This window comes from Orbaceae bacterium BiB (genome assembly GCA_036251205.1).
GTDB lineage: Bacteria > Pseudomonadota > Gammaproteobacteria > Enterobacterales > Orbaceae > Orbus > Orbus mooreae.
In genome coordinates, this window is the sequence record CP133958.1 from 2,647,139 (window position 1) to 2,672,849 (window position 25,711).

Consider the following 25,711-nt stretch of genomic DNA (forward strand, 5'->3'; position numbering starts at 1 on the left):
ACTTAATTTTATATTTATGGTGTTTCGTGTTTTGCTCTAGGTGGAATTGGTGCTAAGTAACCAATTACTAACATAAGTAACGCGACGCCAATAAATACAAATGCTCTCATTAAACCATCAAGTTCGACACTATCAACGAATACGAGTTTAAGCACCACTATTACTTGTAATATTGCACCCACAAACCACAGATTACGTAATACATAGCGGTGAGCTATCACAATAAGAATTAAGGCGCTTAATGTCCAGACTAATGATAATACGACTTGTACAATATTGTTGTGCCATAAGACATAAAATGACCACGACAAATCTAATAATTGGCTTATCGTTCGTAGAATAATACTATTACCCCATAAAAATATTAGACTTATTATAAATAAAGATATTAATAATGACGGTGTAATAATATTTGTCTGGACTCTATTTTGTACAACAAGTAATTTACTTACCTGATGTAACCAGACAGCTAACATCATTAATGTAAAACCTGCACTCTCTTCAAGTGGATTGATAAATGGAATATATGTCCAGTAGACGATTTGTCCGCTGCTATATAAACCTGTAATAAGTGAGAACAATAAATAGAGTGCAACGGGTAACAGACCAATTAACCAATACTGTTTTTGATACATTTGTAATGGATATCGACGATATTGCTTTAATACAAAGCAGACTAATATGACGATACAGGTAAATATCATTAATATTGATGCTTTGACGACTTCAAAGCCCCAAGGTAAAAATGATAATAACCAGCTGATATTATAGTATAACCAAGCTAATACTATCCACAGTAAGCTAATATGTAATGTTGAAACGAGCATCGTATTACATTTTGCTAAATTATCTCGATCCAGATAGAGATAAATATAGCCACTCAAGAATGCGAACAACCAACTAAGACCCCATAATCCAGCGTAGTAATCATGGATATAAAATAGCATATTATTAGCTAGAGATAGGAATAATACTGGCCATAGAGCGATTACTGCATAACGCATTACCGACCATTCTATTTTTCGCCCAATCATAAACCACAACCATACCGCAGCTACATAACACGCGATAATAGGCTGAACAATATAATTGGATGATGTTGATAAACGTTCAATACTACCAATAATCCATACTGACCAAGCTAATGCAGCTAGAATAATAAATAGTATTTTTAGTGGCTCTGAGCTAGAGTGTAGGGCTCGATAATAGTGCCATAAACAGGCATTAAATAGCAGTATGGCGCTAGTTACTCCATACAATAGAATAAAGCTACTATTGCTAAATGAATCGTTTGCTGCAACGCTCGAACTTATTGTTCCTAATAAGACGATAATGACACCGGCCCAGCTAAAACGATACTGTTTTTGCGATAATGTTACATAGCTGATTGCCGTTCCCTCGAGTAACCAAACTAATGCGGTACTTTGGGCCGTTAAGGCAAGAGGAACCGCAAGTGTAGTAAACCCTAGTCCGATTGCCAGTCCATATAATGCCAGTTGTTTAGCTTGGTTTTTCCAGCGACGTAGCGTGATGAAGGCGCCGACGAGGTAGAATAATCCAAAACCGAGTGCCGAAAACGCCGGAGCATAATCAAACTGTACGGTAATCGAATATTGCAAACAAAATGCGAGCAGTGGCACTGAAAGTAATAAAAATAGATCGAAAGCATTTTGATTAGGTTCTTTGGTTGTATTACGTACTGAAAGCAACACCGCTAGAACACCATAAATTAACATATTAGCGATGATAAATATCTGGCACTCTAAATAAAACTCGGCTTTAAAATTACTCATTCCCCAAAGGAGCGCAACGACATAGGTAAATATAAAACCGATAAGATTTAATACCCGCCAAGATTGCCAAAAACTAATAACTAAAATTGCGCAAGAAATAAGTAAATAGTAGCTAAATAAAGCAATATGGTTGCCACTACCCGTTGATAATAAAATCGGTGCTAAATAGCCACCAACACAAGCAATAATCGCTAAACTAATCGCTCGTTGTAACACGGCGAACATCACGCTTGTCGAACAAACAATGACGAGCAGGGCAAATGTCAGTAACATCGGTACTAAAGCGTAGAGTTTAAACGCCGCAAATAAGGTAAAGTAGAGAACGCCAATCGCACCACCTTGTAAAATTAAGGCATACAGCTCTTTTTTCTTGCGTAGACGCCAACCAATGGTTAATAAGACTAGTCCTAAGCATAATGAGCCTAATATTCTTATTTCTGGTGATAATAAACCATGATCAATACTGTATTTTAATAAATAAGATAGACCAAAGAATAGAATAATGATGGCAACTTTCGCGACGGGATTACCTTTGATTAGCCATTGAGTGAAACGATAACTCAAGCTATTTTTATCAATCTGTTTTTGTTCAGTATATTGTTGAGTCTTTGTTGATATGATGTTAGGGATCACTTTAGGCGTCGTTTGAGTAACAAGTTCAGCTGATGAAATAGGTGTTTGCGGTGCTAAAGTGGGTTGTATAACACTGGGCGCCATTGCATTTTGTTGCTTAGCTATATCGTGTTGAACGTGGGCAACGGATTCGACAGCTGTCTGTGTTGACTGATTTTTCACCGTTTCACTATTTTGCAACGGGGAGAGCGTATCAATACGCTTTTTTAAGGCTTGAATTTGTAGTTGTAACCCGGTAACGCGAGCTTGTAAATTGGCAAAAGCAATCCAAGCAATAACAAATACAACAAGGGCAATAAGAAGAATTATTCCTGCCATATTTTTCTCTTTTATTATTTATTAGGCTTGCTTAGTATGACAGTAAATGAATTATTTTGGAATAGGATGACGAATGACAAAAAATAGATATTTTGATTTAAACTAAGCATCTTATTTTCAGATGCCTAGTTTAGATTTTAATAGGACGATATTATCTTAATTTAAACTGAAAAATAGTCTATTTTTAGCTAATTTTCATACCTGGTGTCGCGCCGCTATCTGGAGATAAAAGATATAAACCACTTTTATCATCTTTACCACTAGCACAAAGTACCATACCTTGTGAAATACCAAAACGCATTTTACGCGGAGCTAAATTAGCTACCATAACGGTTAGTCTACCAACTAATGCTTGTGGATCGGGATATGCACTACGAATACCAGAAAATACATTACGTATTTCGCTGTCGATGTCTAAAGTGAGTTGTAGCAGTTTATCTGATCCATCAACAAATTGCGCATCTTTAATAAGAGCAACGCGTAGATCTATTTTAGCAAAATCATCAAAATTAATCGTCTCTTCGAACGGTACGACATCAGTATTAGAAGCTACAACAGCTGGTGCTAATAGTGTTTTAGTTTCCTCAATTACTTTATCGATGTTATTCATTTCAATACGTGTAAATAGGGCTTTAAACTTATTCACGGTATGATTAGTTAATGGTAACGCGAGTGAATTCCATTGTAATGATGTATTTAAAAACTCTTCACTACGTTGTGCTAAATTTGGTACAACAGGTTTTAAATAGGTCATTAATACTTTAAATAGATTAATTCCCATTGAACAGATATCTTGTAATAGCTGATCTTGTCCTTCTTGTTTTGCAACAACCCAAGGTGCTTTTTCATCAATATATTTATTGGCTTCATCTGCAAGCGTCATAATTTCTCGAATTGCTTTACCTAATTCACGAGCTTCAAAATAAGTAGCAATCACTTCTGCTTTCTGAGTAAAGTGATCATATAATGGCTGATCTTCAATATGACTAGATAACTGACCATCAAATCGCTTATTAATAAAACCAGCACAGCGGGAGGCTAAGTTGACTAATTTATTAACAATATCGCTATTCACACGTTGGACAAAATCTTCGAGGCTTAAATCAATATCATCAATAGTTGCGGATGATTTTGCTGCATAATAATAACGTAAACAATCCGGATCGAGATGTTTTAGATACGTATCTGCTTGAATAAAGGTGCCACGTGATTTCGACATCTTGGCGCCATCAACAGTGACATAACCGTGTACAAAAATATTATTTGGTTTACGGTGCTCACTACCATCAAGCATTGCAGGCCAGAATAAACTATGGAAGTAAACGATATCTTTACCTATAAAATGGTATAATTCAGTGGTTGACTCTTTTTTCCAAAAATCGTCAAAATTGATATTTCCCATTCGATCGCAATAGTTCTTAAATGAACCCATATAACCAATTGGCGCATCAAGCCAAACATAGAAATACTTACCAGGTGCATTTGGAATTTCAAAACCAAAATAAGGGGCATCTCGGCTGATATCCCAAGGTTGTAAACCGGATTCAAACCACTCTTGCATTTTATTCGCGACCTGTTCTTGTAAAGTACCTGAACGGATCCACTCCTGTAGCATTGTCTTAAATTCTGGTAAATCAAAGAAATAGTGCTCTGATTCTTTAATAATAGGTGTGGCGCCAGAGATGACTGATTTAGGATTAATTAAATCAATCGGATTATAGGTTGCGCTACACACTTCACAGTTATCACCATATTGGTCTGGTGCTTTACATACAGGGCAAGTACCTTTAACAAAACGATCGGGTAAAAACATCTCTTTTTCAGGATCATAGAGCTGTGAAATAATTTTAGTCTTAATATAACCATTCGTTTTTAATCTTGTATAAATGAGTTCAGATAATTGACGATTTTCAGGGCTATGAGTTGAGTGATAATTATCGAAACTAATATTAAAGCCAGCAAAATCGCGTTGATGCTCTTGTTTTACCTTCGCGATAAGCTCTTCTGGTGTAATTCCCATTTGCTGAGCTTTTAGCATGATTGGCGTACCATGGGCATCATCGGCACAAATAAAGTATATTTCATGACCACGCATTCGCTGATAACGTACCCAAACGTCAGCTTGAATATGTTCAAGCATGTGGCCTAAGTGAATTGAGCCATTTGCGTAAGGAAGGGCGCATGTTACCAATATTCTGCGTTTATTCGTCATTTTTTTACCTTTTGTTTTATTATCTAATAAGATTAATTACAGCTGTCGATATTATTCCTTGGTAAATAGCCGCGCAAGGAAAATTTTATTGATTAAACGTTAAATACTACATCAAACATAGGATTATCGCCAGATTTGTGCCATAATTTAACCTAAATTATTTCGTCTCCAAGGTTATATAAAATGGCTGTGCAGGATTTATCTATTGTTAAATCTATATTATCTGAGTTTACTCACCCAACATTGTATAAAAATTTAATTGAACTTGATGCACTCAAAAAATGTGAGTTAGAGAGTGATGTTTTATCTATTAAATTAGTGATGCCTTTTGTATGGGAATCTGCTTATCTACAATTGCAGCAGCAAGTAAGTGGCAAATTGCTTAAAGAAACCCAGGCTAAAAGTATTAATTGGGCAATTGAATATGATATTGCTACGTTGAAACGAGCTAATGAACAGCATGCAATTAATAATGTCAAAAATATTATTGTAGTCAGTTCAGGTAAAGGTGGGGTTGGTAAATCATCGACGGCTGTTAATCTTGCATTAGCTTTACATAAAGAGGGGGCAAAAGTTGGATTACTTGATGCTGATATTTATGGTCCCTCTGTACCAACAATGTTAGGTACGCAGCATGAGCATCCACTTACGCCAGATAATAAACATATGACCCCCATTATGGCTTATGGGCTTGCCACCAACTCTATTGGTTATCTGGTTGAACAAGATAATGCCATGGTATGGCGTGGACCGATGGCCAGTAAGGCCCTGTTACAAATGTTACAAGATACATTATGGCCTGATTTAGATTATCTTGTGATTGATATGCCTCCTGGCACGGGCGATATCCAGTTAACTCTGGCTCAAAGCATACCCGTAACAGGAAGTGTCATTGTCACGACACCACAGGATATTGCCTTGATTGATGCTAAAAAAGGTATCACGATGTTTAATAAAGTGAATATTCCAACACTGGGAATTATTGAAAATATGAGCTATCACATTTGTGAAAATTGTGGGCATCATGAGGCTATTTTTGGAGAAGGTGGCGCGAAGCAGTTAGCAACACAGTATCACACAAAATTGTTAGCACAGATCCCTTTACATCGGTCGCTGCGACAAGATCTTGATAGTGGTAAACCGACGGTTGTGAGCCAAGTCGATAGTCCATTTAGTCAAATTTATTGTGAATTAGCGGATCGTGTTGCCGCAGAACTTTATTTCCAAGGTAAAGTCATTTTGCCTGATATCTCATTTAAAGCACTTTAAATTTTTATCATTCATGACATTAAAAATGTTACTCAGTAAAACAGAGTAACATTTTTATACTATATTTATATATTACAGCAAGATTATAACGAAACATCAGCTGACATTATCTCTTTCAAGCATGTGTATTGGGGCTTAATTAATAAAATGATTGTTTACTTTTAATGGTTGACCACGTTTATTAAAAAGTCACAAGTTATAGTTCTACCTCAAGTCATTTTATTACGATATAAACCTTAATTACGCAGTATTTTTTGTATCTATAATGGTTAAAAATGTAGATATTACCGTAAGTATATTCATATTTTGACTCTTTCTCGAACTTTTTAGATATCAATTAGGATAAATAATTCCGCAGAAGTAAGCTGTACTGACGATTAAATAAAAAAAGCCCAACTAAATATTGGGCAAAATAATAAGGAATAAGAAAGGAAAAATAATATGATAAACATATTATTCGTCAATAATAACATATTTATTGTGGAAATAAAGTGTACATATTTTTTTCCATAAAATATAATTTTAAAAACGCATTTTTTGTGAAAAAACATAAAACCGTGTAATTTTGATTTTTGTATCATCATCAACTATGATAAAGTTATTAACACATGTGGTATAAAAAGATATACAAAGGTGAAAGTGTGATTCATTTGAAGCTTAGGGAAGTTAAGAAGGATCTCTCTGCTAAAGAGTTAGATGTTGCAGAGTATATTCTTGCTCATACACAAGAACTAAAAAATATCAGTATTCAAGCATTAGCTGAAATTAACCACGTTAGTACCAGTACGATTTTACGTTTATGTAATAAACTTGGTTATCGTGGTTTTAGCGATTTTAAAATTGATTTAATCGCTTCTTCACCAAAAAGATTAACGACCGCCTTTTTACAAGATGATATTAATCTTGATGATTCAGTACAAGATGTAAATCGTAAAGTACAAATTATGGAAAAATCCTCCATTGATGAGACGCATTCAATGGTGATCTGCCCACATTTTAGTGGAGAGTTATTTTCAAATTATTAAATCATTTTTTCTTCAAATTGAACAGGTGATAAATAGTTTAAATATGAATGTTTTCTTACTCGGTTATAGTAAACCTCAATGTACCACAAGATCATCGATTTAGCTTGTGCCATATTTTCTAGTTTGTGTCGGTAAATCCATTCTGTTTTTAAGGTATGGAAAAAGCTTTCAGCCACCGCATTATCCCAACAGTTACCTTTGCGACTCATACTACACGTTAAGCCATAAGCCGTTAATATAGCTTGGTAATCATCGGAACAATACTGGCCACCACGGTCACTATGAACAATCACTTTACTTGGATAGCCCCGATGAAGCAAAGCCATAGTTAAGGCTTGACAAACTAGCGAGCTTTCCATATGCGTATCCATCGCCCAGCCTATGATTTTACGAGAGTAGAGATCAAGTACAATCGCGAGGTATAACCACTGTCCGTTCACTTTAATATAAGTTATATCGCATACCCAAGCTTGATTAGGTGTGTCCATGGTAAAGTGCCTATCTAAAATATTTTCAGCGACCGGTTTGTTGTGGTTACTGTGCGTTGTTTGTTTATACTTTTTGCGTTGTTTTGCTTTAAGGTGAAGCTTGTGCATTCGTCGACGAACTCGTTCACGTGATAAACAATAGCCTTCCTCCAAAAGTTCGACATGTAAACGCCGATAACCATAGAGATGCCGATGATCTTCAAATAGTGTTTCAATCTTTTTGTCAAGCTGCTGATTAAACACTGTTCTCTGAGACGGTAATCGCTTTAAATAGGCATAGTAACCACTACTTGACACGTCAAATAGATGAAATAAACGACGCTTAGATAGCGTGTTTTGCTTTTTAATAAATTCGTACCTTGCTATTTCAGGCTCGCAAAGTACTGAGCGGCCTTTTTTAGGATATCGATCTCCTTTTTACGTAGCTCAAGCTCTTTTTTCATCGCTTTATTTTGACGCTCAAGTTCGTGATAGTCTGGTTTTTTATTTGATTTTATCGCTTGATGGGTTGGTTTATTCATCGTTTGGTACATCCAATTACAAAATGTTTTGTAATTTATACCTAAATCATTGGCTGTTTGTCGATAAGTTTGTTCGCTATTTAGGGCTAAATTGATCGCTTCTTGTTTAAATTGGGGATCGTATTTTTTACTCATTTGAGACTCCTTTTTTGTTACTAAAAAGTCTCCACTAAACTAGGAGCACATCAACGATTACAGGATGTATTTCAGCAGATATAGTTCCGTTGGCAGACATCAGATCTGCTCCCAATTTTGCCTCGGCAACACCATTAAGTGAAGCCGTTTTATCTCAAAATTATCGTTGGGGGATTTTTAATGGTAGTGATAAAGCTGAATTAGGTACTACAGCCAATATGACTCTGGTTTCATGGAATGGAGTAGGTTTTGCTCCATTATATTCATCGGGGACTAAGAACACCAATAATACGGTAGTTATTAATACGAGAAGTGGAACGATAAATGCATTAGGGGGAGTTTATGAAAATAATATGAAACTTCCCAATAAGAACGAAACGTACATTAAAAAAAATGTTGGAAATATCCTTAATGTTATTAAATATATTTTATTAGCAGAGGGCCGTATAGCAGGTAGTAATCCTGGAAATATAACGTTACTTGTTTCGGGTTCTGGTGATTATGGTGGAAGTATTCAACAAACAGATATCGTGTCATTTAGTACTCGCAATGGCGGTAATTTAAAAATAACTAATTTAGTGCAAAGTGATCGTTCTAATACTAAGTATGGTATTGAAAAAACTGTAGATAATAAATTCAAATTATGGATGAAAACTGGGCCTTATACAGCGAGTGTGGGGATCGCTAAAATATCTGGAGAATCAAGTAATTCAATAATAGATATAGTTAATGAACCTCTACTTCAAGATAGTGAACCAGATAACATTACTTACGCTACATCTGAAGTTACACTTAAGCAAGGAGATGGTGGGTTTGGTAGCATATCATTACCATCTTTAAATGATTTTAAATCACTTACTAATAACACTGGATTTTATCAAGCTTGGGGTGCGAAGACTACATCACCAACAACAAACTGTCCCCCTGATTCTACTAATTCAACGTTAACCGTGACTGCTAGAAGTAATGGGAAGGTTGCTCATTATGAGGTTATTGAAAATCAGGTAAAAAGTCCGAAAAAATGGATTGGACAATATTATATTGGAAGTGAGATGAAATGGAGTGAAGTGATCACCACAGGTAACTCTACCATTGACGTCAATGGATTTTATAAAAAAGCCTCTCCTATTGTGAGATTAGTGAATCCTACTAGCCAAACGGCTATTGATACTTGTATTGAAGATAACCTACAAAAAGTTGGAGATGGTTTTGCTAATGATCAAGCAAGCAGCGCGCAAGTCAAATATTTGGCGGTAGGGCATTATGAAGTGCATGGTAGCTTAGGTTTTGCAAAATCAGGTTGGTATATTGAAACACCACAAGATGCTAACGGCAATAAAAAGCTATTTGTTGAATATACTACGGATCAGAATAATGTCATCACCGTTAGAACTTATCAAAACTGTTTTGAAAATGGTCGCTTTGTTGCTGGCGAACCGATGGATATTCCTGATGGCCGTTGGATAGATCTTAGACTATCAATGCCCGAAATATCAACCGATTAAAAAATAAAAACTGAATTATATAGACCGCGTTGATCGCGGTTTTTTTATTTGTAAATTTATTGGAGAGTAAAAATTATGGTTACAATTGCGGGTCGTCTTGAAGATCCTTTAGGTAACGCTATTCCGGATTGCCAGATTGAGTTAATTACCCAAAAAAATGGCTCAGTAGTATTAGTACGAACATCTGCCACGAGCAGTCCTGATGGCGCAGGTAATTATTCGATGAATGTTCAACCGGGTTTTTATGCTGTTAGATTAATTGCTGATGGTTGTCCACCAAATTATATTGGTGATATTAAAATTTATAGCGACGCTAAGTCCGGAACATTGAATGATTTTTTATTAAGTCTTGATGAAAGTGAAATTACTCCAGCACTATTAGCACAAGTTACCGACGAACGCCAAAAAGCGCAAGATGCGGCTCAAGCCGCAGAAAAATCAGTTACCGATGCCTCGTCTACATTAGCTAATGTGGTGAAAAAGACAGGGGATACGATGAGTGGGCCTCTGTTAATTGATACAAATAACAACTCCTATTTTGACTTGATAGAAAGCTCAAATAAGGCGATGAGATTATTTATAAATAATGATAATGGGGGAATTGGTTTTTCTGGAAGTGACTCTACATTCCCTAAAACTAGATTAAGATTTATCCAAGAAAATAATACATGGAATTTTGAAAATAGTTCGGTCAAGATCAATAATCAAGTAGCCATGAAACAAGGTGATTATGGTTTAGGATTAAAAAATACCTCAACATTCCATCCTAACTCTATTGAGGATCTACTAATAAAGGAAACCGGTTCAATTCTATTTGTTAATGCAAAAAATTTACCAACAGATACATTTCCAGGTTCTATAAATGGTGTTGATTCATGGTGGTACTTTAAGGTATTGGGTAAACGAGATGGTAATTTCAGTTATGATGGACGTTATTACCTTTCTAAAAATGGTTTTACTGACTCATATATTGGGTTATCTTTTGACGGTCCTAGTTCTGCAAATTATTTTAGATGGCAAAAAATTATTACTAGTTCCAATATATCCCAAAATAATATTTTACAAAAAGGGGATTATGGTCTGGGTGCATCAATAACATCTAACGTAATATCAGGTAATATATCAAACTTATTTAATACAGGATTTTATATTGTTGCAACAGGCGCAACAACAGGTAACACTCCATTTATTAATTGTAATTTAATTGTACATAGAAGAAATGCAACAAAACAAACTGCAATCGCATTTAACTATGATGCTAATAATGTTAAATTTGGAGTGTTTGATGGTGGTAATTGGACGTGGGATACAGCAATAACAACCGCCAACTCCACTATCGATTCAAATGGCTTCTACAAAAAAGCCTCACCCATTTGTCGATTATTTGGGGATGATAATCTCACTGAGATTGAAGGTTTCAATATTGCGGGTTGTGGATTAGTAAATAGTGAAGCGGATGGGGTGATAGCTAAGCGTATTGATGTCGGTCATTATGAAATTCACGGCTCATTGGGCTTTGCCAAAGAAGGGTGGTATATCACGTTACCCGAAGATGCGAATGGGAATAAAAAGATTTTTGCCGAGTATTCCACTGATGATAATCATATCATTACCGTTAAAACGTTCACTCGTAAATTTGATACTGAGCAATGTGAAGTCATTGCCGGAAAACCGATTGATATTACTGCTGAACGTTGGATTGATATACGTTTAGAAATGCCAGTTAACGAAGTCGTTGAGGAAACTGATTTATAAAAATAGGCCTTTTTTGACAGGATAACATGAATAAATGAAGTGGTTATATTATTGCAATTTGAGCGCAGTAAGATAACAAAATAAATATAGCGTTTAGTTTGATACTAAACGCTATATTGTTCTTCAAGCTTAATGTGGTTTTTCATCAAACTACGCCAAAATGATTACAATTGCCACCTAAGCCAAGTAAATAAAATATTACCGGTATTACGTTTTACACCGGGTACATAAGTACTTTGTATAGATAAACGGTCATATTCGATAGAAAATAGTGGCAATGGTGCAGGAAACGGAATCCAGTTATAATCTTTACGCGCAGTGATGCTTAATGTATAACCAATACCAATTCGCCATTTATCACTATTACCCGGTCGCCAGTAAGTCTGGTAAGCATACCCACCAATTGGCTCAATCACATTATGTGAATCTTGGAATTCCATAATATATAGCGCATGCCAGTCACCATCTTTATCGAATCGATAAACGCCAGCCCCGATACCCCAAGGTCTCTCATTATAACTATCAATCTTATCTCTATCATAGGTAGCCCGGTTATGCCAAGTGTTTGCCGGAATATAGAGTTCATATTTATCTGAATTCCACGTTTCTGAAAGGGTGTTTTTAATTCCCTGCCAAATACCTGTATTCTCATCGTTTTTTGAGGTACTTTCAGCGCCTTCATTAGCAAATACAAAAAATGGTAAGGCAACAAAAGAGAGAATCAATTTTTTTAACATTAGTATTACTCACATTAGTCATCAAATTCTCGCTATTTTATTGCAATGTATTCTTTTCTGAAAGATATTTATGAGATAACTAATACCTATTTAATGATCTTCATTTTTTTACATCTTGGATTTTAATTTTGAACACATTTGGAGAGTTAAAATAGTCATTGGTTTAATTGCTAAATACTTGTCTTTATCAATCTTTATCTGTTATATTTTTGAACGTTTATGCTAGTCAAAATAATAGTGATATTAAATCTATGAATTATAATTTAGCGCAGCAAACTTTTTTCGACTCTGATGATATATATGCATGTCAATATGCTGCTGCTAAGGCAGCTCAAATGGCGTTATTAAAAGAAGTCTGTTTATCGCCTAAACCGGGATTGGTTGATATCAATAATTGTGGTTCCCACCGTGATATGGATTTGAATACGTTTATGCGTAGTATTTCGGCGATTTCACCTTGGTTGGATCAATTCTATCTGTATGGAAAATCTATAACGGTGGCGGGGAAATTTTTACCTAATTTACGACCATTAGGTATTCAATGTGAGCAGTCTATGTTTAAAGCTACCAATAATGTTAATACTCATAAAGGTGGCGTATTTGCCTTTGGTTTATTGTTAGCGGCGATTGGTAAACTGGATAATGATCAAATAGCACTTTCTTATCAAGCCATTTGTGATGAAGTGGCAAAAGCTTGTCAGGGACTCGTTCAACAAGAGCTTGAAACGCGCAACTCAGCGACGACTGTTGGCGAAAAATTGTTTAAACAACATCGTTTAACTGGTGCGAGAGGCGAAGCAGAGTCGGGCTATTTAACTGTTCGAAATATTTCATTACCGATATTTAAAGAGATGATGATAACCGGTCACGACGAGGAGACAAGTTTATTACAGGCAATGCTATATCTGTTAGCTTATAATGATGACACTAATCTTGTTTCTCGGGGTGGAATGGCTGGTTTACAATATGTACAAGATGCAGCTAAATCCATTATTGCTATCGGCGGTATGATTCAGCAAGGGGGAAAGCAAAAATTACTGGAATTGGATCAACAATTGATCAAACGTAATTTAAGTCCTGGTGGTACCGCCGATTTAATTGCTATTACTTGGTTTTTAAGTCAATTTAATTAATCCTTATTGTCGCTATAAGATGCGGATTTCTGCGCATCTAAGCGTTTATAGAGTCTTTCTGGTCGACCGATCTTGCCATAGTTTATTTCAATCGTTAGTAATTTGATCTGAACACAATATTCGAGGTAACGTCTAGCGGTTGTTTTGCTGATTTCTGTCTGATTGACAACATCTTCAACAGTTAGTGGATGGAGTACTTGGGCAAATAGATCTTTGACTTTTTGTAAAGTAATCTCTTCAATTCCTTTGGAATGACGATTAATATCGATAAAATCTTTAGTTTGTAGGTTAAATAATTCGTCAATTTTACGTTGGTTAACATGTTGTTGGATACTTTGCCGATAAAGAAACAGTTCAAAACGTTCTAACGAGTGTTTTAAGCGTTGATAGGAGACCGGTTTTATTAAATAGTCAAAGGCACCGTAACGGATCGCTTTGCTGCAGGTTTCCATATCGCTAGCGGCAGTAATAAAGATGACATAGCAAGCGAGGTTATTATTGATAATATGTTCAAATAACTCAATTCCTCTACCATCAGGGAGGTAATTATCAAGTAAAATTAATGTGGGTTGTAACTTTTCTACCATTAACTTCGCTTCAGCTAAAGTAGAGGCAATGCCTAATGCTTTAACTTTGGTATCGCGTTGAATAAACTCTGCATTTAATTCGGCTAAAATAGGTTCATCTTCAACGATGAGTACTTCAATCGTATGGTCGTTTTTCTTATTCATAGTGATTTCTCTTTTTATTATTTAGGTATAAAAACGGAAAAGATTGCACCGTTGGGTTGATTGTCATCAAACAAAATGTAACCTTTCGCTTTTTTGGTATAAGTCGCAACCAGATGTAAACCAATACCATGTTCTTTTGGGCTTTGTGAGGTAACGCCGGGTTCAAATATTGATTCTCGAATATTTGCATCAATACCACAGCCTTGATCACTGATTTCTAATACAATTTCATCGGTGGCATCACTAAGATAGAGGTGAATTGTTTTTGTGCCGATTGGGTTTTTTAAGCAAGCATTAAAAGCATTATCCAGTAGATTGCCCAAAATAGACATAAACTCCGTTTCGGTAATGGAAGGCGGTAAAGCATTTAATTGGCATGCTGCATCAAAGTTCAGTTTTAGGCCTATTTCGTGAGATTTAGCATATTTACCAATTAATAGACCACAGATTGAAGGTACCTTAAAATGTTGAGTAATAAAATCGAGATTTTTTTGATTATCTGATGAGTGTAAAGTGATAAAATCCTCGGCTTCTTTATAACGTTTCATATAAATTAAACCAGATAATGTAGCCATCCAGTTTAAGTGTTCATGTCTTAAGGTTCGTAAATTATCGACATATTGTGTGACTTGCGTTAATTGCATACTTAATAAATTAATATCATTATAATTGCGAAAAGTAATGACCCATCCTTGGATCTCTTGATCAATAATGATTCTAATCCGGCTTGCGATGACAATGATATCGTTAAAATAGCAGATATGATCATGAACATCTTCTATCTGATTATTCACGCCATAAATCAAATCGATTGATTTGATAAAGTTTGAAATATTGTGATTAAGTAAGTGTTTATCTTCAACATTTAGGGATAACATATTTCTGGCCGATTGATTGATATTGATAATGTTATAGTCCAAATCAATCGCGATGATTCCTTCAAAGATTGATTCCATAATCGATTTCTGACTTTTAAATAGTAGCGCAATCTCTTTGGGTTCTAGATTAAACATCTGTTTTTTAATCGAGCGAGAGAATAACCAAGAAAAGAGAAATAGAGCGAAGAACAGGATCACACAGACTAGAATGAAGGGTGAAAACTGTTTTTTATGCATCTCGCTGATATCATCAATCATATATCCCACTGAGACAATCCCGATCACATTTTTATTATCGTCAAGAATCGGCGCCTTTCCTCTTAGTGAGGTTCCTAAGGAACCCTCTCGAATAGTAATAATACTATTGCCATTTAGTACTTCATGATTATCATCACCTACCATCGGTTTATATAAAGAGCCATTGGCGGTATGGAATAAACGACGAGCTTGGTTATCACCAATGACAATGTAGTTAGCATCGCTCTGTTTAAAAATGAAAGTGACTAATTCTGCTATCTCCTCCGTATTTTTCTCTTTTACATATTTAATTAACGTCGGTAATACCGACAACTCCTTTGCCTGTATTTGGGCTTTAATTCCTAAATTTTTATACAAAATAGCCTCAGTGACATTCCATATATAACTTTGTAATAGCAGTAAAAAAATAATCGAGAATAGACACAAGGATAAAAATAATTTATTAGTAAATGACACATTTTTTTTAATTTGCATTATGCTATCTGTTGATAATTTTTATTGTGAAAAAGTTTAGCATAGCATTAAAAAACATAGAGCCTTTAACTCCATAAAAACCACGTTTAAATCATGATTTATATCACAAAATTAGGATTCATCTTTTGTCATTATTAGGGCAGTTTTAATAATCATAACTGGAGATGAAATATGACTGATTTAACTTCTGTCCCCAAAACGGAAAAGGACAGTAATCATGATGTGGCGAGCAAAACTAAATTCTGGCCCTACGGCTGGTGGAAATTAATGGATGATTATAAAATTGGAGTCATTCCATTACCCCTTTTTATTATTGCTGGAATTCTTATTTTTACTGAGGTGATCGTCACTGGGAAGTTACCAAGTGAAATTGTTGTGATGGTTGTAACCTGTGCCTTTTTTGGTTTTTTATGTGGTGAGATAGGTAAACGGTTACCGATTGTAGGGAAAATGGGGGCGGCGGCAATCTGTGCTACCTTTATTCCTTCAGCACTAGTCTATTATGGCATTTTACCTTCACCGATTGTTGAAGCGACCACTAAATTTTATAAAGATACCCATATTCTCTATCTCTATATTTGCTGCATCATTGTCGGCAGTATTATGAATATGGATCGCAGAACGCTAATTCAGGGTTTTTTAAGAATTTTTGTACCAATGGCTTGTGGTGAAATTGTCGGTATGTTAGTGGGCGTTGGAATGGGCGTGTTATTAGGTCTAACACCTTTTGAAACATTTTTCTTTTTAGTATTACCGATTATGGCTGGTGGTGTAGGTGAAGGTGCAATTCCTTTATCTATAGGTTATGCGGCAATTTTAGGTATGGAGCAAGGTGATGCATTAGGCCGAGTTCTTCCAATTGTTATGTTAGGAGGATTAACAGGGATCATCTGTGGTGGTATTTTAAACCGTTTAGGTAAAATGTACCCACATTTAACCGGCAATGGTCGATTAATGCCGCCTTCTGATAAAGACCAGTTAGAAGAGGCAAAAACAGAAAAAGTAGAATCAAAAATGGATGTCACCACCTTTGCCTCGGGTGTGCTATTAGCTGCACTACTTTATATGGTGGGAATGATCGGTCATAAAGTGACAGGGATTCCAGCTCCTGTAGGGATGCTGTTCGCGGCGGTTATTGTTAAATTGACCTCTGGGGTATCTCCTAAAGTCTTAAGTGGTTCACAAGTCGTTTATAAATTTTTCCAAACTTCAGTAACTTATCCGATTCTATTTGCGGTTGGTGTTGCCATTACGCCATGGCATAGAATTGTTGAGGCATTCACATTAACAAACCTTATTGTGATTGTTTGTACCGTTGTTAGTTTAGTTACAACTGGTTTTTTTGTATCGAAAAAATTAGGTATGTATCCTATTGATGCGGCGGTTATTTCATGTTGTCAAAGTGGCCAAGGTGGAACCGGCGATGTAGCGATATTAACAGCGGCAGAACGTATGGAATTAATGCCTTTTGCTCAAATTGCGACACGTATTGGTGGAGCTATTAATGTTTCAGTTTCCTTATTAATTCTTGGTAATTTTTTAGTGTAATTGGATGAACAAGGCTTTAATCACGGTTAAAGCCATTTCTATAACGTTATTAGAGATCAAACATTATTTTACACTTGCGATTTTTATGAAGGAAGAGTTATGAAACTTATTAGTTATTTATTAAACAACGTTCCCGCTTTTGGGATCCTAACCGACGACGGTATTATTGATTTAAGCCGTCGAGTTGGCAAGCAATTTGTTGATTTGAAAGCGGTACTCGTCAGTGAACATGGCTTGCAAACGATTAAAACATATATGAATTGTCCACCTGATTTAACCGAAAATGAGATTACTTTTTTACCCGTTATCCCTAATCCAAATAAGATTTTATGTGTTGGGATGAATTATGCGGAAAAAAGAGCTGAATTTAATGAAACTAGCACTGCTCCGACTATTTTTGTTCGTTTTGCTGATTCACAAACAGGACATCAGACACCCATTATTAAACCGCTTGTGTCTAATGAATTGGATTACGAAGGTGAACTTGCCGTTATTATTGGTAAGGGTGGTTCTTATATTAGTAAAGAAAAAGCACTAGAACATATTGCCGGTTATAGTTGTTATATGGATGGTTCAATTCGCGATTGGCAGTATACATGGTATACAGCAGGTAAAAATTGGCCAAATACTGGAGCATTTGGTCCTTGCTTAACAACGGCGGACGAGATTCCAGATCCAACCGTATTATCCGTTGCCACTTATTTGAATGGTCAACAAGTACAATGTGATACGGTGAGTCATCTGATTCATAGCATACCAGAATTGATCGCGTATATTAGCTCGTTTACTTATTTATCTCCAGGAGATGTGATCATTACGGGTTCTCCTGGCGGAGTAGGGAAAAAGCGTAATCCACCGTTATTTATGCAAGAAGGCGATAAAATTGAGGTGGAAATTAATCATATAGGCCGTTTATGTAATACGATTGTGTCAGAAAAAAGGCCATCTTATGTATAATTTAGCCGATTATGACATTGTTGATCTTGATAAGAGCCAGCGTGATTTGCCCGCAATCGTAAAATTACTCAAACAAGCTGATTTGGACTTCGATAAACAGGTGAAACGCTTTATGGTTGCCAGAGTTGATCAGCAGATTATTGCTTGTGCAGGTATTGATAATAATATTATTAAATGCGTTGCGATTGATCCTGATTATCGAGGCAATAGTATCAATTTGACCTTATTAGAACATACGATGAAATATGCTAATGATCAAGGTCACTTTCATCTATTTTTGTACACTAAACCTGAAAATAAAGATTATTTTAAGGGGTGTGGTTTTTATTCTATTGTTGAAATCACAGATTTAGTTGTTTTAATGGAGAATACGCCAATTGGAATAAGACAATATTGCCGGCATCTCCAGTCATATAAAAAAGAGGGTAACAAAGTGGGGAGCATTGTTATGAATGCAAACCCTTTTACAAATGGTCATTTATACCTTATTGAGTATGCAGCCCGGCAGTGTGATTGGTTACATGTGTTTGTGGTAAATGAAAATGCATCGTTATTTTCATTTACAGAACGCTTGCAATTAGTTAAAGACGGAACGGTTCATATAAACAATATCACTATTCACCCAAGCTCTGAATATATTATATCCAAAGCAACATTTCCAACCTATTTTTTGAAAGATCATATCAATGTTGATCGCGCTTACATGGGAATTGATCTGCTTATTTTCCGTAATTACATTGCGCCATCGCTAAATATTACTCATCGGTTTGTGGGAAGTGAACCATTTAGTGAGATCACCAATATATACAACATATCAATGAGTTACTGGTTGAAAGATCCCTGTGTTAGTCAATTACCACCGATTAATTTAGTCGAAATTGAACGACTAGTTGCTGGTGATGTGGTTATTTCTGCTTCTTTAATCCGACAATTATTAAAAACACAGCAGTATGACCAACTTAAGAAACTGGTTCCAATGTCGACTTGGGCGTATCTCGAAAAGAATCTTAGTCAATTTAGTCATTAATTTAAGGTAACACGATGAAAATACAACAAGAAGCTATAGCTGGAACACTTGAATCAAGTGATTTACTCGTAAAAGTCTGTCCACATCAGGGACTTGAAATTGTGATAAATAGTGAAGTTAATAAACAGTTTGGTAGACAGATTGCATTAGTTGTTAAAAATACACTCAATAATTTACAACTGACTGATGGCTTAATCATTATTGATGATAAAGGTGCGCTTGATTGTGCAATAAAAGCTAGAGTTCAGTGTGCTGTTTTACGGGGTGCACAACAGTCGACATTAAATTGGAGTCATATTTTATGAAAAAGTTACGTAGAAGTATGCTGTTTTTACCCGGTGCTAATGCTGCGATGTTATCTACAGCATTTGTGTATAAACCGGACTCAATTATGTTTGATTTGGAAGATGCTGTCTCTATTAAAGAGAAAGATTCAGCTCGATTATTAGTTGCGCAAACATTACAACTACCGATTTATAAAGAAAGTGGTATTGAAACTGTAGTCCGAATTAATGCTTTGGATACCCCATTTGGTTTGCAGGATTTAGAAGCAGTTGTGAGAGCGGGTGTTGAAGTCGTTCGATTACCAATGACCAATTGTGCCGAAGATATTCATCAACTCGAAAGGGAAGTTGAACGGATAGAAAAAGAGTGTGGACGTCCAGTTGGTAGTACTAAATTAATGGCAGCGATTGAATCTGCACAAGCAGTCGTGAATGCCGTTTCTATTGCACAATCTTCTCCCCGTCTAATTGGTATCGCCTTAGCCGCATTTGACTATTTAGTCGATATGCAAGCTGAACGTGGTGATGGTACCGAGTTATTTTATGCTCGTTGTGCAGTATTGCACGCTGCCCGAGTGGCAAAAATCGATGCTTTTGATGCTGTTTACTCTAATGTTAATGATGAAGTGGGCTTTTTAAAAGAGGTAAATCTGATTAAAAAGCTTGGTTTTAATGGTAAATCGTTAATTAATCCACGACAAATTGATTTATTGCATAACGCTTATGCACCAACCCAAACCGAGGTCGATTATGCGAAAAGCGTGGTTGAAGCTGCTGAAGAGGGGGAAAAGGCCGGATTAGGTGTTGTGTCATTAAATGGCAAGATGATTGATGCACCGATAATTGCTCGCGCTATCACTACTATTGAACTTGCCAATCGTTCTGGCGTTCGTTGCGAAATTTAATAGGACAATTAACATGATTCTAACTACTGAAAACCATATTAACGATTTATTAGTACAGCAACCGCAATTAACTAATATGGTACCCTTCACTGGGGCAAATACCACTACGCCTTATTTAGCCGATAATCATGCTAAGTATACGCGAAAACTCTGCCAATCGATTTCGGAAGCGATTAAAAAGTGTGAATTACGTGATGGTATGACAATCTCTTTCCATCATGCCTTTCGTGAAGGTGATAAAGTCATCAATCATGTGGTTGAGACGATCAGTAAAATGGGTATTAAAGATTTAACGCTCGCTTCAAGTTCATTATTGTCTTGTAATACACCATTGATCGAACACATTAAATCAGGCGTAATTACTCAAATTTATACTTCAGGTATGCGTGGTAAACTTGCTGACGCCATTTCTCATGGTTTAATGAAAAAACCAGTACATATCCATTCTCATGGTGGACGCGTGAAATTGATTCAGTCAGGGGAAATCAACATTGATATCGCTTTCTTAGCTGTATCAACGGCTGACGAACTAGGTAATGCTAACGGTGTATCTGGTAAATCTCAATGTGGTTCACTGGGGTATGCGATGGTTGATGCTCAATTTGCTAAACATGTCGTGCTATTAACGGAAGATATTGTTGCTTATCCTAATAGTCCTGCGAGCATTCGTCAGGATCAGGTTGATTATATTATCAAAGTGGATGAAGTGGGTGATCCAACTAAAATTAGCGTTGGCGCTGCGCGTATTACCAGTAATCCACGTGAACTCATGATCGCTCGCTATGCGGCAGATGTCATAGAACATTCTGGCTATTTTGTCGATGGATTCTCGATGCAAACAGGATCTGGTGCATCATCAACTGCGGCAACACGTTTTTTAGAAACTAAGATGAGAGCTAAAAATATTACTGCTAGCTTTGCTTTAGGTGGGATCACTGCCAGTATTGTTGATTTGCATGAAAAGGGATTAATTCATAAATTACTCGATACCCAAAGTTTTGATGGGGTAGCGGGGCAATCTTTAGCTAAAAATAGACAGCATCATGAAATTTCTACCAATTATTATGCTAATCCTGCATCAAAAGGGGCTAGTTGTGATGAGCTGGATATTGTTATTTTGAGTGCATTAGAAGTTGATCTCAACTTTAATATCAATGTCTTAACGGGCTCTGATGGTGTAATGCGTGGCGCTTCAGGAGGTCATTGCGATACAGCGGCTGGTGCGAATTTAACCATTGTTGTAGCCCCTTTAATTCGTAGTCGTATTCCTACTGTGATCAAAACGGTGACGACAATTGTGACCCCAGGAGAAAGTATCGGTGTTTTAGTCACCGATCATGGTATTGCAGTTAACCCGAATCGTCCAGAGATTGCTTTACGATTAAAAGAAGCTGGATTACCGATATTCACGATTGAACAGTTGTATGAGCGTGCTGTTTCATTAGTTGGTGACGCGGAGCCGATACAATTTTTGGATAAAATCGTCGGTGTAGTTCGTTATCGCGATGGTAGTATTATTGATGTGGTACGCCAAGTAAAAGATTGAGTATTATATGATAAGTTGAGTGCCATCGTTTATGGTGGTACTCATTATCAGGTTACTTTATCATTAACATAAATAACGGGCAATAAGATGAAGTTATCATTTGAAGATGGTGTCACTATTACTCTAGAACAGATGCTTGTAGCTAAAGAACGACGAGTGCAGCGACAATTACAGTATTTGGCGCAATATCAATTACCGATTATCTCTCTGACATTAGTTATTCCCGGTGCGATTAAAGCAAGTAGTGGCACAAAATATCTATTTGCTGAGGCGATGGCAATGGTTGAGCGTTATTTTGAACAATATAATATACAGCAAGTTGCTTTGTACCAAGATCATGCTATTACTGGCGATGAAGCCATTATTGTTTACAATTGTGAGGTCGTAGAGTTGAAACAGCACTGTATTACGATCGAAGAGTCTCACCCTTTAGGTCGTTTATGGGATATTGATGTTCTTGATCCAACAACACAAATGAGCTTATCACGAAACACTTTTTTACATAAACCAAGACAATGTTTGGTTTGTCAAAATTTGGCTAAAGTTTGTGGGCGTTCTCGCCAACATTCAACCGATCAAATTATGCAGGCAATTAAACACAAAGTTAATATTTATCAAGCGAGCTTATCAAACTAAATTACTCATTAGAGATTGAATATAGACTATTTTATACTATATTGACACCTTACAATAACTTTTTAACGAAATGCTGTTGCGTATTGTCAGATAAGAAGCGAGTAACGCATGGTTCAATACTTTTTTTCGTTATATCTTGTCGATTACACAATACCCACCAAATTATTTACAAAAAAATTATTGACAAATACTTGAAATTTTTTTAACCGAACATATTTATTAACCATGCAATAGTTTAGCAACATCGTTTTGTTAAACAAAATGATTGCCAAGGAGATATTTAGATGAGATTAGATAAATTAACTAACAAGTTTCAACAGGCATTGGCTGATGCACAGTCGATGGCTTTAGGTAAAGATAACCAATATATTGAGCCCGTTCATGTACTGGCAGCCATGCTTAATCAAGAAGGTAGTAGTGTAAAACCTTTATTATCTTCAGCAGGGGCAAATCTGAGTTTATTACAACGTGAATTGACTCAGACTATTGATAAGTTACCACAGGTACAAGGTGTGGGTGGGGATATCATTCCATCTCAAGAGTTTATTCGTGTATTAAACTTATGCGATAAACTAGCTCAAAAAGGCGGTGATAGCTATATTTCATCAGAGCTATTTATTTTAGCTGCTTTAGAGGATAAAGGCACATTAGCTGATATATTGAAAAAATCAGGTATTACTAAAGAACGATTTACACAAGCAGTTAACCAAGTTAGGGGGAATGATAACGTGAATGATGCTAATGCAGAAGATCAACGTGATGCGTTGAAAAAATATACTATTGATCTGACTGAACGAGCAGAACAAGGTAAACTTGACCCCGTTATTGGCCGTGATGAAGAGATTCGTCGTACGATTCAAGTATTACAGCGCCGAACTAAAAATAACCCGGTACTTATTGGGGAGCCTGGTGTTGGTAAAACAGCGATTGTTGAAGGACTTGCACAGCGTATTGTCAACCGTGAAGTACCAGAAGGCTTACGTCATAAACGCGTATTATCATTAGATATGGGCGCATTGATTGCGGGGGCTAAATATCGTGGTGAATTTGAAGAGCGTTTAAAAGCGGTATTAAAAGATATCGCGAAAGAAGAAGGTAACGTTATCTTATTTATTGACGAAATCCATACTATGGTTGGTGCGGGTAAAAGTGATGGGGCAATGGATGCGGGTAATATGTTAAAACCAGCATTAGCGCGTGGTGAGTTACACTGCGTCGGTGCAACAACGTTAGATGAATACCGACAGTATATTGAAAAAGATCCTGCGTTAGAACGTCGTTTCCAAAAGGTATATGTAGCAGAGCCAACCGTTGAGGATACGATTGCGATTTTACGTGGATTAAAAGAGCGTTATGAACTGCATCACCATGTACAGATTACTGATCCAGCGATTGTAGCGGCTGCAACATTATCGCATCGTTATATTTCTGATCGTATGTTGCCAGATAAAGCGATCGATTTAATTGATGAAGCTGCATCAAGTATTCGTATGCAAATGGATTCTAAACCTGAATCATTGGATCGGCTTGAACGTCGTATCATTCAGTTAAAATTAGAGCAACAAGCACTGAAAAAAGAGACGGATGATGCGAGTAAAAAACGTCTTGAAATGCTTAATGAGGAGCTTGCTGAGAAAGAGAAAGAGTACGCATCTCTTGAAGAAGAATGGAAGTCTGAAAAGGCTGCTGTTTCTGGGACACAAAATATTAAAGCCGATTTAGAAAAAGCACGAACTGAGATGGAACAGGCTCGCCGTGCCGGTGATTTGAACAAAATGTCCGAATTACAATACGGTAAAATTCCAGAGCTAGAAAAGAAACTGGCTTCAGCAACTCAGCTTGAAGGTAAAACCATGAAGTTACTGCGTAATAAAGTAACTGACCATGAAATTGCTGAAGTACTTGCTAAAGCAACGGGTATTCCTGTTTCAAGAATGCTTGAGAGTGAAAAAGATAAATTACTGCATATGGAAGAGGCATTACATCAACGTGTTATTGGACAAAATGAAGCCGTTGTTGCGGTTGCTAATGCGATTCGTCGTAGTCGTGCAGGACTGTCTGATCCGAATAAACCGATTGGCTCATTCTTATTCTTAGGGCCAACTGGGGTCGGTAAAACAGAACTTTGTAAATCGCTTGCAAACTTTATGTTTGATAGTGAAGATGCGATGGTACGAATCGATATGTCTGAGTTTATGGAAAAACACTCTGTGGCGCGTTTGATTGGTGCTCCTCCAGGATATGTTGGCTATGAAGAGGGAGGTTATTTGACCGAAGCGGTAAGACGTAGACCTTATTCTGTGATCTTACTTGATGAAGTGGAAAAAGCGCATCCTGATGTGTTTAATATTTTACTACAGGTGCTTGATGATGGTCGATTAACTGATGGTCAAGGTAGAACTGTTGATTTCCGTAATACCGTTATTATTATGACTTCAAACTTAGGTTCTGACTTAATTCAAGGTCAAGTTTCATTAACTTATGATGAAATGAAAGCATTAGTTATGACAGTGGTAACAAAACACTTTAGGCCTGAATTTATTAACCGTATTGATGAAACAGTGGTATTCCATCCACTGGCGCAAGAGAATATTAAAGCGATTGCTAAGATCCAATTAGCAAGAGTGGAAAAACGTCTTGAAGAACGAGGTTATACTATGGATATATCCGATGCGGCATTGGATCAGTTAGCGAAAGTTGGTTTCGATCCGTTATATGGCGCAAGACCATTAAAACGAGCAATCCAACAAGAGATCGAAAATCCATTAGCGCAACAGATTTTATCTGGTCAGCTTATTCCAGGTAAAACCGTTCATCTTGATTTAGCTGATGACCGTATTGTTGCTAAACAATAATATAGCATATGTAGTAATAAACCGACCTTAATGGTCGGTTTTTTTATATCTAACGCATGACTTATTAACATTTATTTTGATCATTATT

General features: G+C 36.4%; 20 protein-coding genes. 13 read left to right on the forward strand and 7 right to left on the reverse strand.

Annotated elements, in window-relative coordinates:
• Positions 1-14: 14 nt before the first annotated feature.
• Positions 15-2,744 (reverse strand): DUF2339 domain-containing protein, encoded by a 2,730-nt coding sequence (locus RHO11_12495; GenBank protein ID WVD61271.1) that lies wholly within the window; start codon positions 2,742-2,744, stop codon positions 15-17.
• Positions 2,745-2,928: 184 nt separating this feature from the next.
• The gene (gene metG / locus RHO11_12500) at positions 2,929-4,956 is read right to left on the reverse strand and encodes a methionine--tRNA ligase (protein ID WVD61272.1); all 2,028 of its coding nucleotides are present in this window, start codon (positions 4,954-4,956) and stop codon (positions 2,929-2,931) included.
• Positions 4,957-5,139: 183 nt separating this feature from the next.
• Between metG and apbC the strand changes: the two genes are divergently transcribed.
• A complete protein-coding gene (apbC, locus tag RHO11_12505; GenBank protein ID WVD61273.1) occupies positions 5,140-6,225 on the forward strand; it encodes an iron-sulfur cluster carrier protein ApbC in 1,086 nt (361 codons plus the stop codon).
• Between the two features lie 641 nt (positions 6,226-6,866).
• Positions 6,867-7,250, forward strand: a complete 384-nt coding sequence (locus RHO11_12510; GenBank protein WVD61274.1) for a hypothetical protein — start codon at positions 6,867-6,869, stop codon at positions 7,248-7,250.
• Here the strand turns inward: RHO11_12510 and RHO11_12515 are convergent.
• Together RHO11_12515 and RHO11_12520 are read right to left on the reverse strand one after the other, a co-directional pair.
• Entirely contained in the window at positions 7,247-8,104 is an 858-nt protein-coding gene (locus RHO11_12515; protein ID WVD62902.1) for an IS3 family transposase, read from the reverse strand. The two genes, RHO11_12510 and RHO11_12515, sit on opposite strands and share 4 nt — an antisense overlap.
• A complete protein-coding gene (locus RHO11_12520) occupies positions 8,101-8,394 on the reverse strand; it encodes a transposase (protein ID WVD61275.1) in 294 nt (97 codons plus the stop codon). Before RHO11_12520 ends, RHO11_12515 begins: the two co-directional genes overlap by 4 nt.
• A gap of 89 nt (positions 8,395-8,483) precedes the next feature.
• Between RHO11_12520 and RHO11_12525 the strand changes: the two genes are divergently transcribed.
• Complete coding sequence (locus tag RHO11_12525) at positions 8,484-9,899, forward strand: hypothetical protein (GenBank protein WVD61276.1); 1,416 nt, start codon at positions 8,484-8,486, stop codon at positions 9,897-9,899.
• A gap of 75 nt (positions 9,900-9,974) precedes the next feature.
• The gene (locus RHO11_12530; GenBank protein ID WVD61277.1) at positions 9,975-11,654 is read left to right on the forward strand and encodes a prophage tail fiber N-terminal domain-containing protein; all 1,680 of its coding nucleotides are present in this window, start codon (positions 9,975-9,977) and stop codon (positions 11,652-11,654) included.
• 164 nt (positions 11,655-11,818) lie between these two features.
• Here the strand turns inward: RHO11_12530 and pagP are convergent, their stop codons facing one another.
• Positions 11,819-12,391 (reverse strand): lipid IV(A) palmitoyltransferase PagP, encoded by a 573-nt coding sequence (gene pagP, locus RHO11_12535; GenBank protein ID WVD61278.1) that lies wholly within the window; start codon positions 12,389-12,391, stop codon positions 11,819-11,821.
• A gap of 251 nt (positions 12,392-12,642) precedes the next feature.
• Here pagP and citG point away from each other — a divergent pair, with 251 nt between their 5' ends.
• On the forward strand, positions 12,643-13,524 hold the full coding sequence (gene citG, locus RHO11_12540) for a triphosphoribosyl-dephospho-CoA synthase CitG (GenBank protein ID WVD61279.1): 882 nt from the start codon (positions 12,643-12,645) through the stop codon (positions 13,522-13,524).
• On the opposite strand, the gene RHO11_12545 is transcribed toward citG, so the two are convergent.
• Together RHO11_12545 and RHO11_12550 are read right to left on the reverse strand one after the other, a co-directional pair.
• A complete protein-coding gene (locus RHO11_12545; protein WVD61280.1) occupies positions 13,521-14,255 on the reverse strand; it encodes a response regulator in 735 nt (244 codons plus the stop codon). The genes citG and RHO11_12545 overlap by 4 nt on opposite strands.
• Before the next feature lie 17 nt (positions 14,256-14,272).
• Positions 14,273-15,865, reverse strand: a complete 1,593-nt coding sequence (locus RHO11_12550) for a sensor histidine kinase (protein ID WVD61281.1) — start codon at positions 15,863-15,865, stop codon at positions 14,273-14,275.
• Positions 15,866-16,036: 171 nt separating this feature from the next.
• On the opposite strand from RHO11_12550, the gene RHO11_12555 reads away from it, so the two are divergent.
• From RHO11_12555 to clpB, 8 genes are all read left to right on the forward strand, one after another.
• Positions 16,037-17,413, forward strand: a complete 1,377-nt coding sequence (locus RHO11_12555) for a 2-hydroxycarboxylate transporter family protein (GenBank protein WVD61282.1) — start codon at positions 16,037-16,039, stop codon at positions 17,411-17,413.
• Between the two features lie 99 nt (positions 17,414-17,512).
• Positions 17,513-18,370, forward strand: coding sequence for a fumarylacetoacetate hydrolase family protein (locus RHO11_12560; GenBank protein WVD61283.1), 858 nt, complete (start codon positions 17,513-17,515; stop codon positions 18,368-18,370).
• The gene (citC, locus tag RHO11_12565; GenBank protein WVD61284.1) at positions 18,363-19,397 is read left to right on the forward strand and encodes a [citrate (pro-3S)-lyase] ligase; all 1,035 of its coding nucleotides are present in this window, start codon (positions 18,363-18,365) and stop codon (positions 19,395-19,397) included. Before RHO11_12560 ends, citC begins: the two co-directional genes overlap by 8 nt.
• Before the next feature lie 14 nt (positions 19,398-19,411).
• A complete protein-coding gene (gene citD / locus RHO11_12570) occupies positions 19,412-19,702 on the forward strand; it encodes a citrate lyase acyl carrier protein (protein WVD61285.1) in 291 nt (96 codons plus the stop codon).
• Positions 19,699-20,586, forward strand: a complete 888-nt coding sequence (citE, locus tag RHO11_12575) for a citrate (pro-3S)-lyase subunit beta (GenBank protein WVD61286.1) — start codon at positions 19,699-19,701, stop codon at positions 20,584-20,586. The genes citD and citE overlap by 4 nt, the downstream gene beginning before the upstream one ends.
• A gap of 13 nt (positions 20,587-20,599) precedes the next feature.
• Complete coding sequence (gene citF / locus RHO11_12580) at positions 20,600-22,132, forward strand: citrate lyase subunit alpha (GenBank protein WVD61287.1); 1,533 nt, start codon at positions 20,600-20,602, stop codon at positions 22,130-22,132.
• Positions 22,133-22,219: 87 nt separating this feature from the next.
• On the forward strand, positions 22,220-22,768 hold the full coding sequence (citX, locus tag RHO11_12585) for a citrate lyase holo-[acyl-carrier protein] synthase (GenBank protein WVD61288.1): 549 nt from the start codon (positions 22,220-22,222) through the stop codon (positions 22,766-22,768).
• Positions 22,769-23,052: 284 nt separating this feature from the next.
• Positions 23,053-25,623: an ATP-dependent chaperone ClpB gene (gene clpB, locus RHO11_12590; GenBank protein ID WVD61289.1), complete on the forward strand. Its 2,571-nt coding sequence runs from the start codon at positions 23,053-23,055 to the stop codon at positions 25,621-25,623.
• Positions 25,624-25,711 lie beyond the last annotated feature (88 nt).

Excerpts from the sequence above, each read along its gene's own strand:
- RHO11_12495 (WVD61271.1), bottom strand. The coding sequence starts at position 2,744 with ATGGCAGGAATAATTCTTCTTATTGCCCTTGTTGTATTTGTTATTGCT.
- metG (WVD61272.1), bottom strand. The coding sequence starts at position 4,956 with ATGACGAATAAACGCAGAATATTGGTAACATGCGCCCTTCCTTACGCA.
- apbC (WVD61273.1), top strand. The coding sequence starts at position 5,140 with ATGGCTGTGCAGGATTTATCTATTGTTAAATCTATATTATCTGAGTTT.
- RHO11_12520 (WVD61275.1), bottom strand. The coding sequence starts at position 8,394 with ATGAGTAAAAAATACGATCCCCAATTTAAACAAGAAGCGATCAATTTA.
- RHO11_12530 (WVD61277.1), top strand. The coding sequence starts at position 9,975 with ATGGTTACAATTGCGGGTCGTCTTGAAGATCCTTTAGGTAACGCTATT.
- pagP (WVD61278.1), bottom strand. The coding sequence starts at position 12,391 with ATGTTAAAAAAATTGATTCTCTCTTTTGTTGCCTTACCATTTTTTGTA.
- citG (WVD61279.1), top strand. The coding sequence starts at position 12,643 with ATGAATTATAATTTAGCGCAGCAAACTTTTTTCGACTCTGATGATATA.
- RHO11_12545 (WVD61280.1), bottom strand. The coding sequence starts at position 14,255 with ATGAATAAGAAAAACGACCATACGATTGAAGTACTCATCGTTGAAGAT.
- RHO11_12550 (WVD61281.1), bottom strand. The coding sequence starts at position 15,865 with ATGCAAATTAAAAAAAATGTGTCATTTACTAATAAATTATTTTTATCC.
- RHO11_12555 (WVD61282.1), top strand. The coding sequence starts at position 16,037 with ATGACTGATTTAACTTCTGTCCCCAAAACGGAAAAGGACAGTAATCAT.
- RHO11_12560 (WVD61283.1), top strand. The coding sequence starts at position 17,513 with ATGAAACTTATTAGTTATTTATTAAACAACGTTCCCGCTTTTGGGATC.
- citC (WVD61284.1), top strand. The coding sequence starts at position 18,363 with ATGTATAATTTAGCCGATTATGACATTGTTGATCTTGATAAGAGCCAG.
- citD (WVD61285.1), top strand. The coding sequence starts at position 19,412 with ATGAAAATACAACAAGAAGCTATAGCTGGAACACTTGAATCAAGTGAT.
- citE (WVD61286.1), top strand. The coding sequence starts at position 19,699 with ATGAAAAAGTTACGTAGAAGTATGCTGTTTTTACCCGGTGCTAATGCT.
- citF (WVD61287.1), top strand. The coding sequence starts at position 20,600 with ATGATTCTAACTACTGAAAACCATATTAACGATTTATTAGTACAGCAA.
- citX (WVD61288.1), top strand. The coding sequence starts at position 22,220 with ATGAAGTTATCATTTGAAGATGGTGTCACTATTACTCTAGAACAGATG.
- clpB (WVD61289.1), top strand. The coding sequence starts at position 23,053 with ATGAGATTAGATAAATTAACTAACAAGTTTCAACAGGCATTGGCTGAT.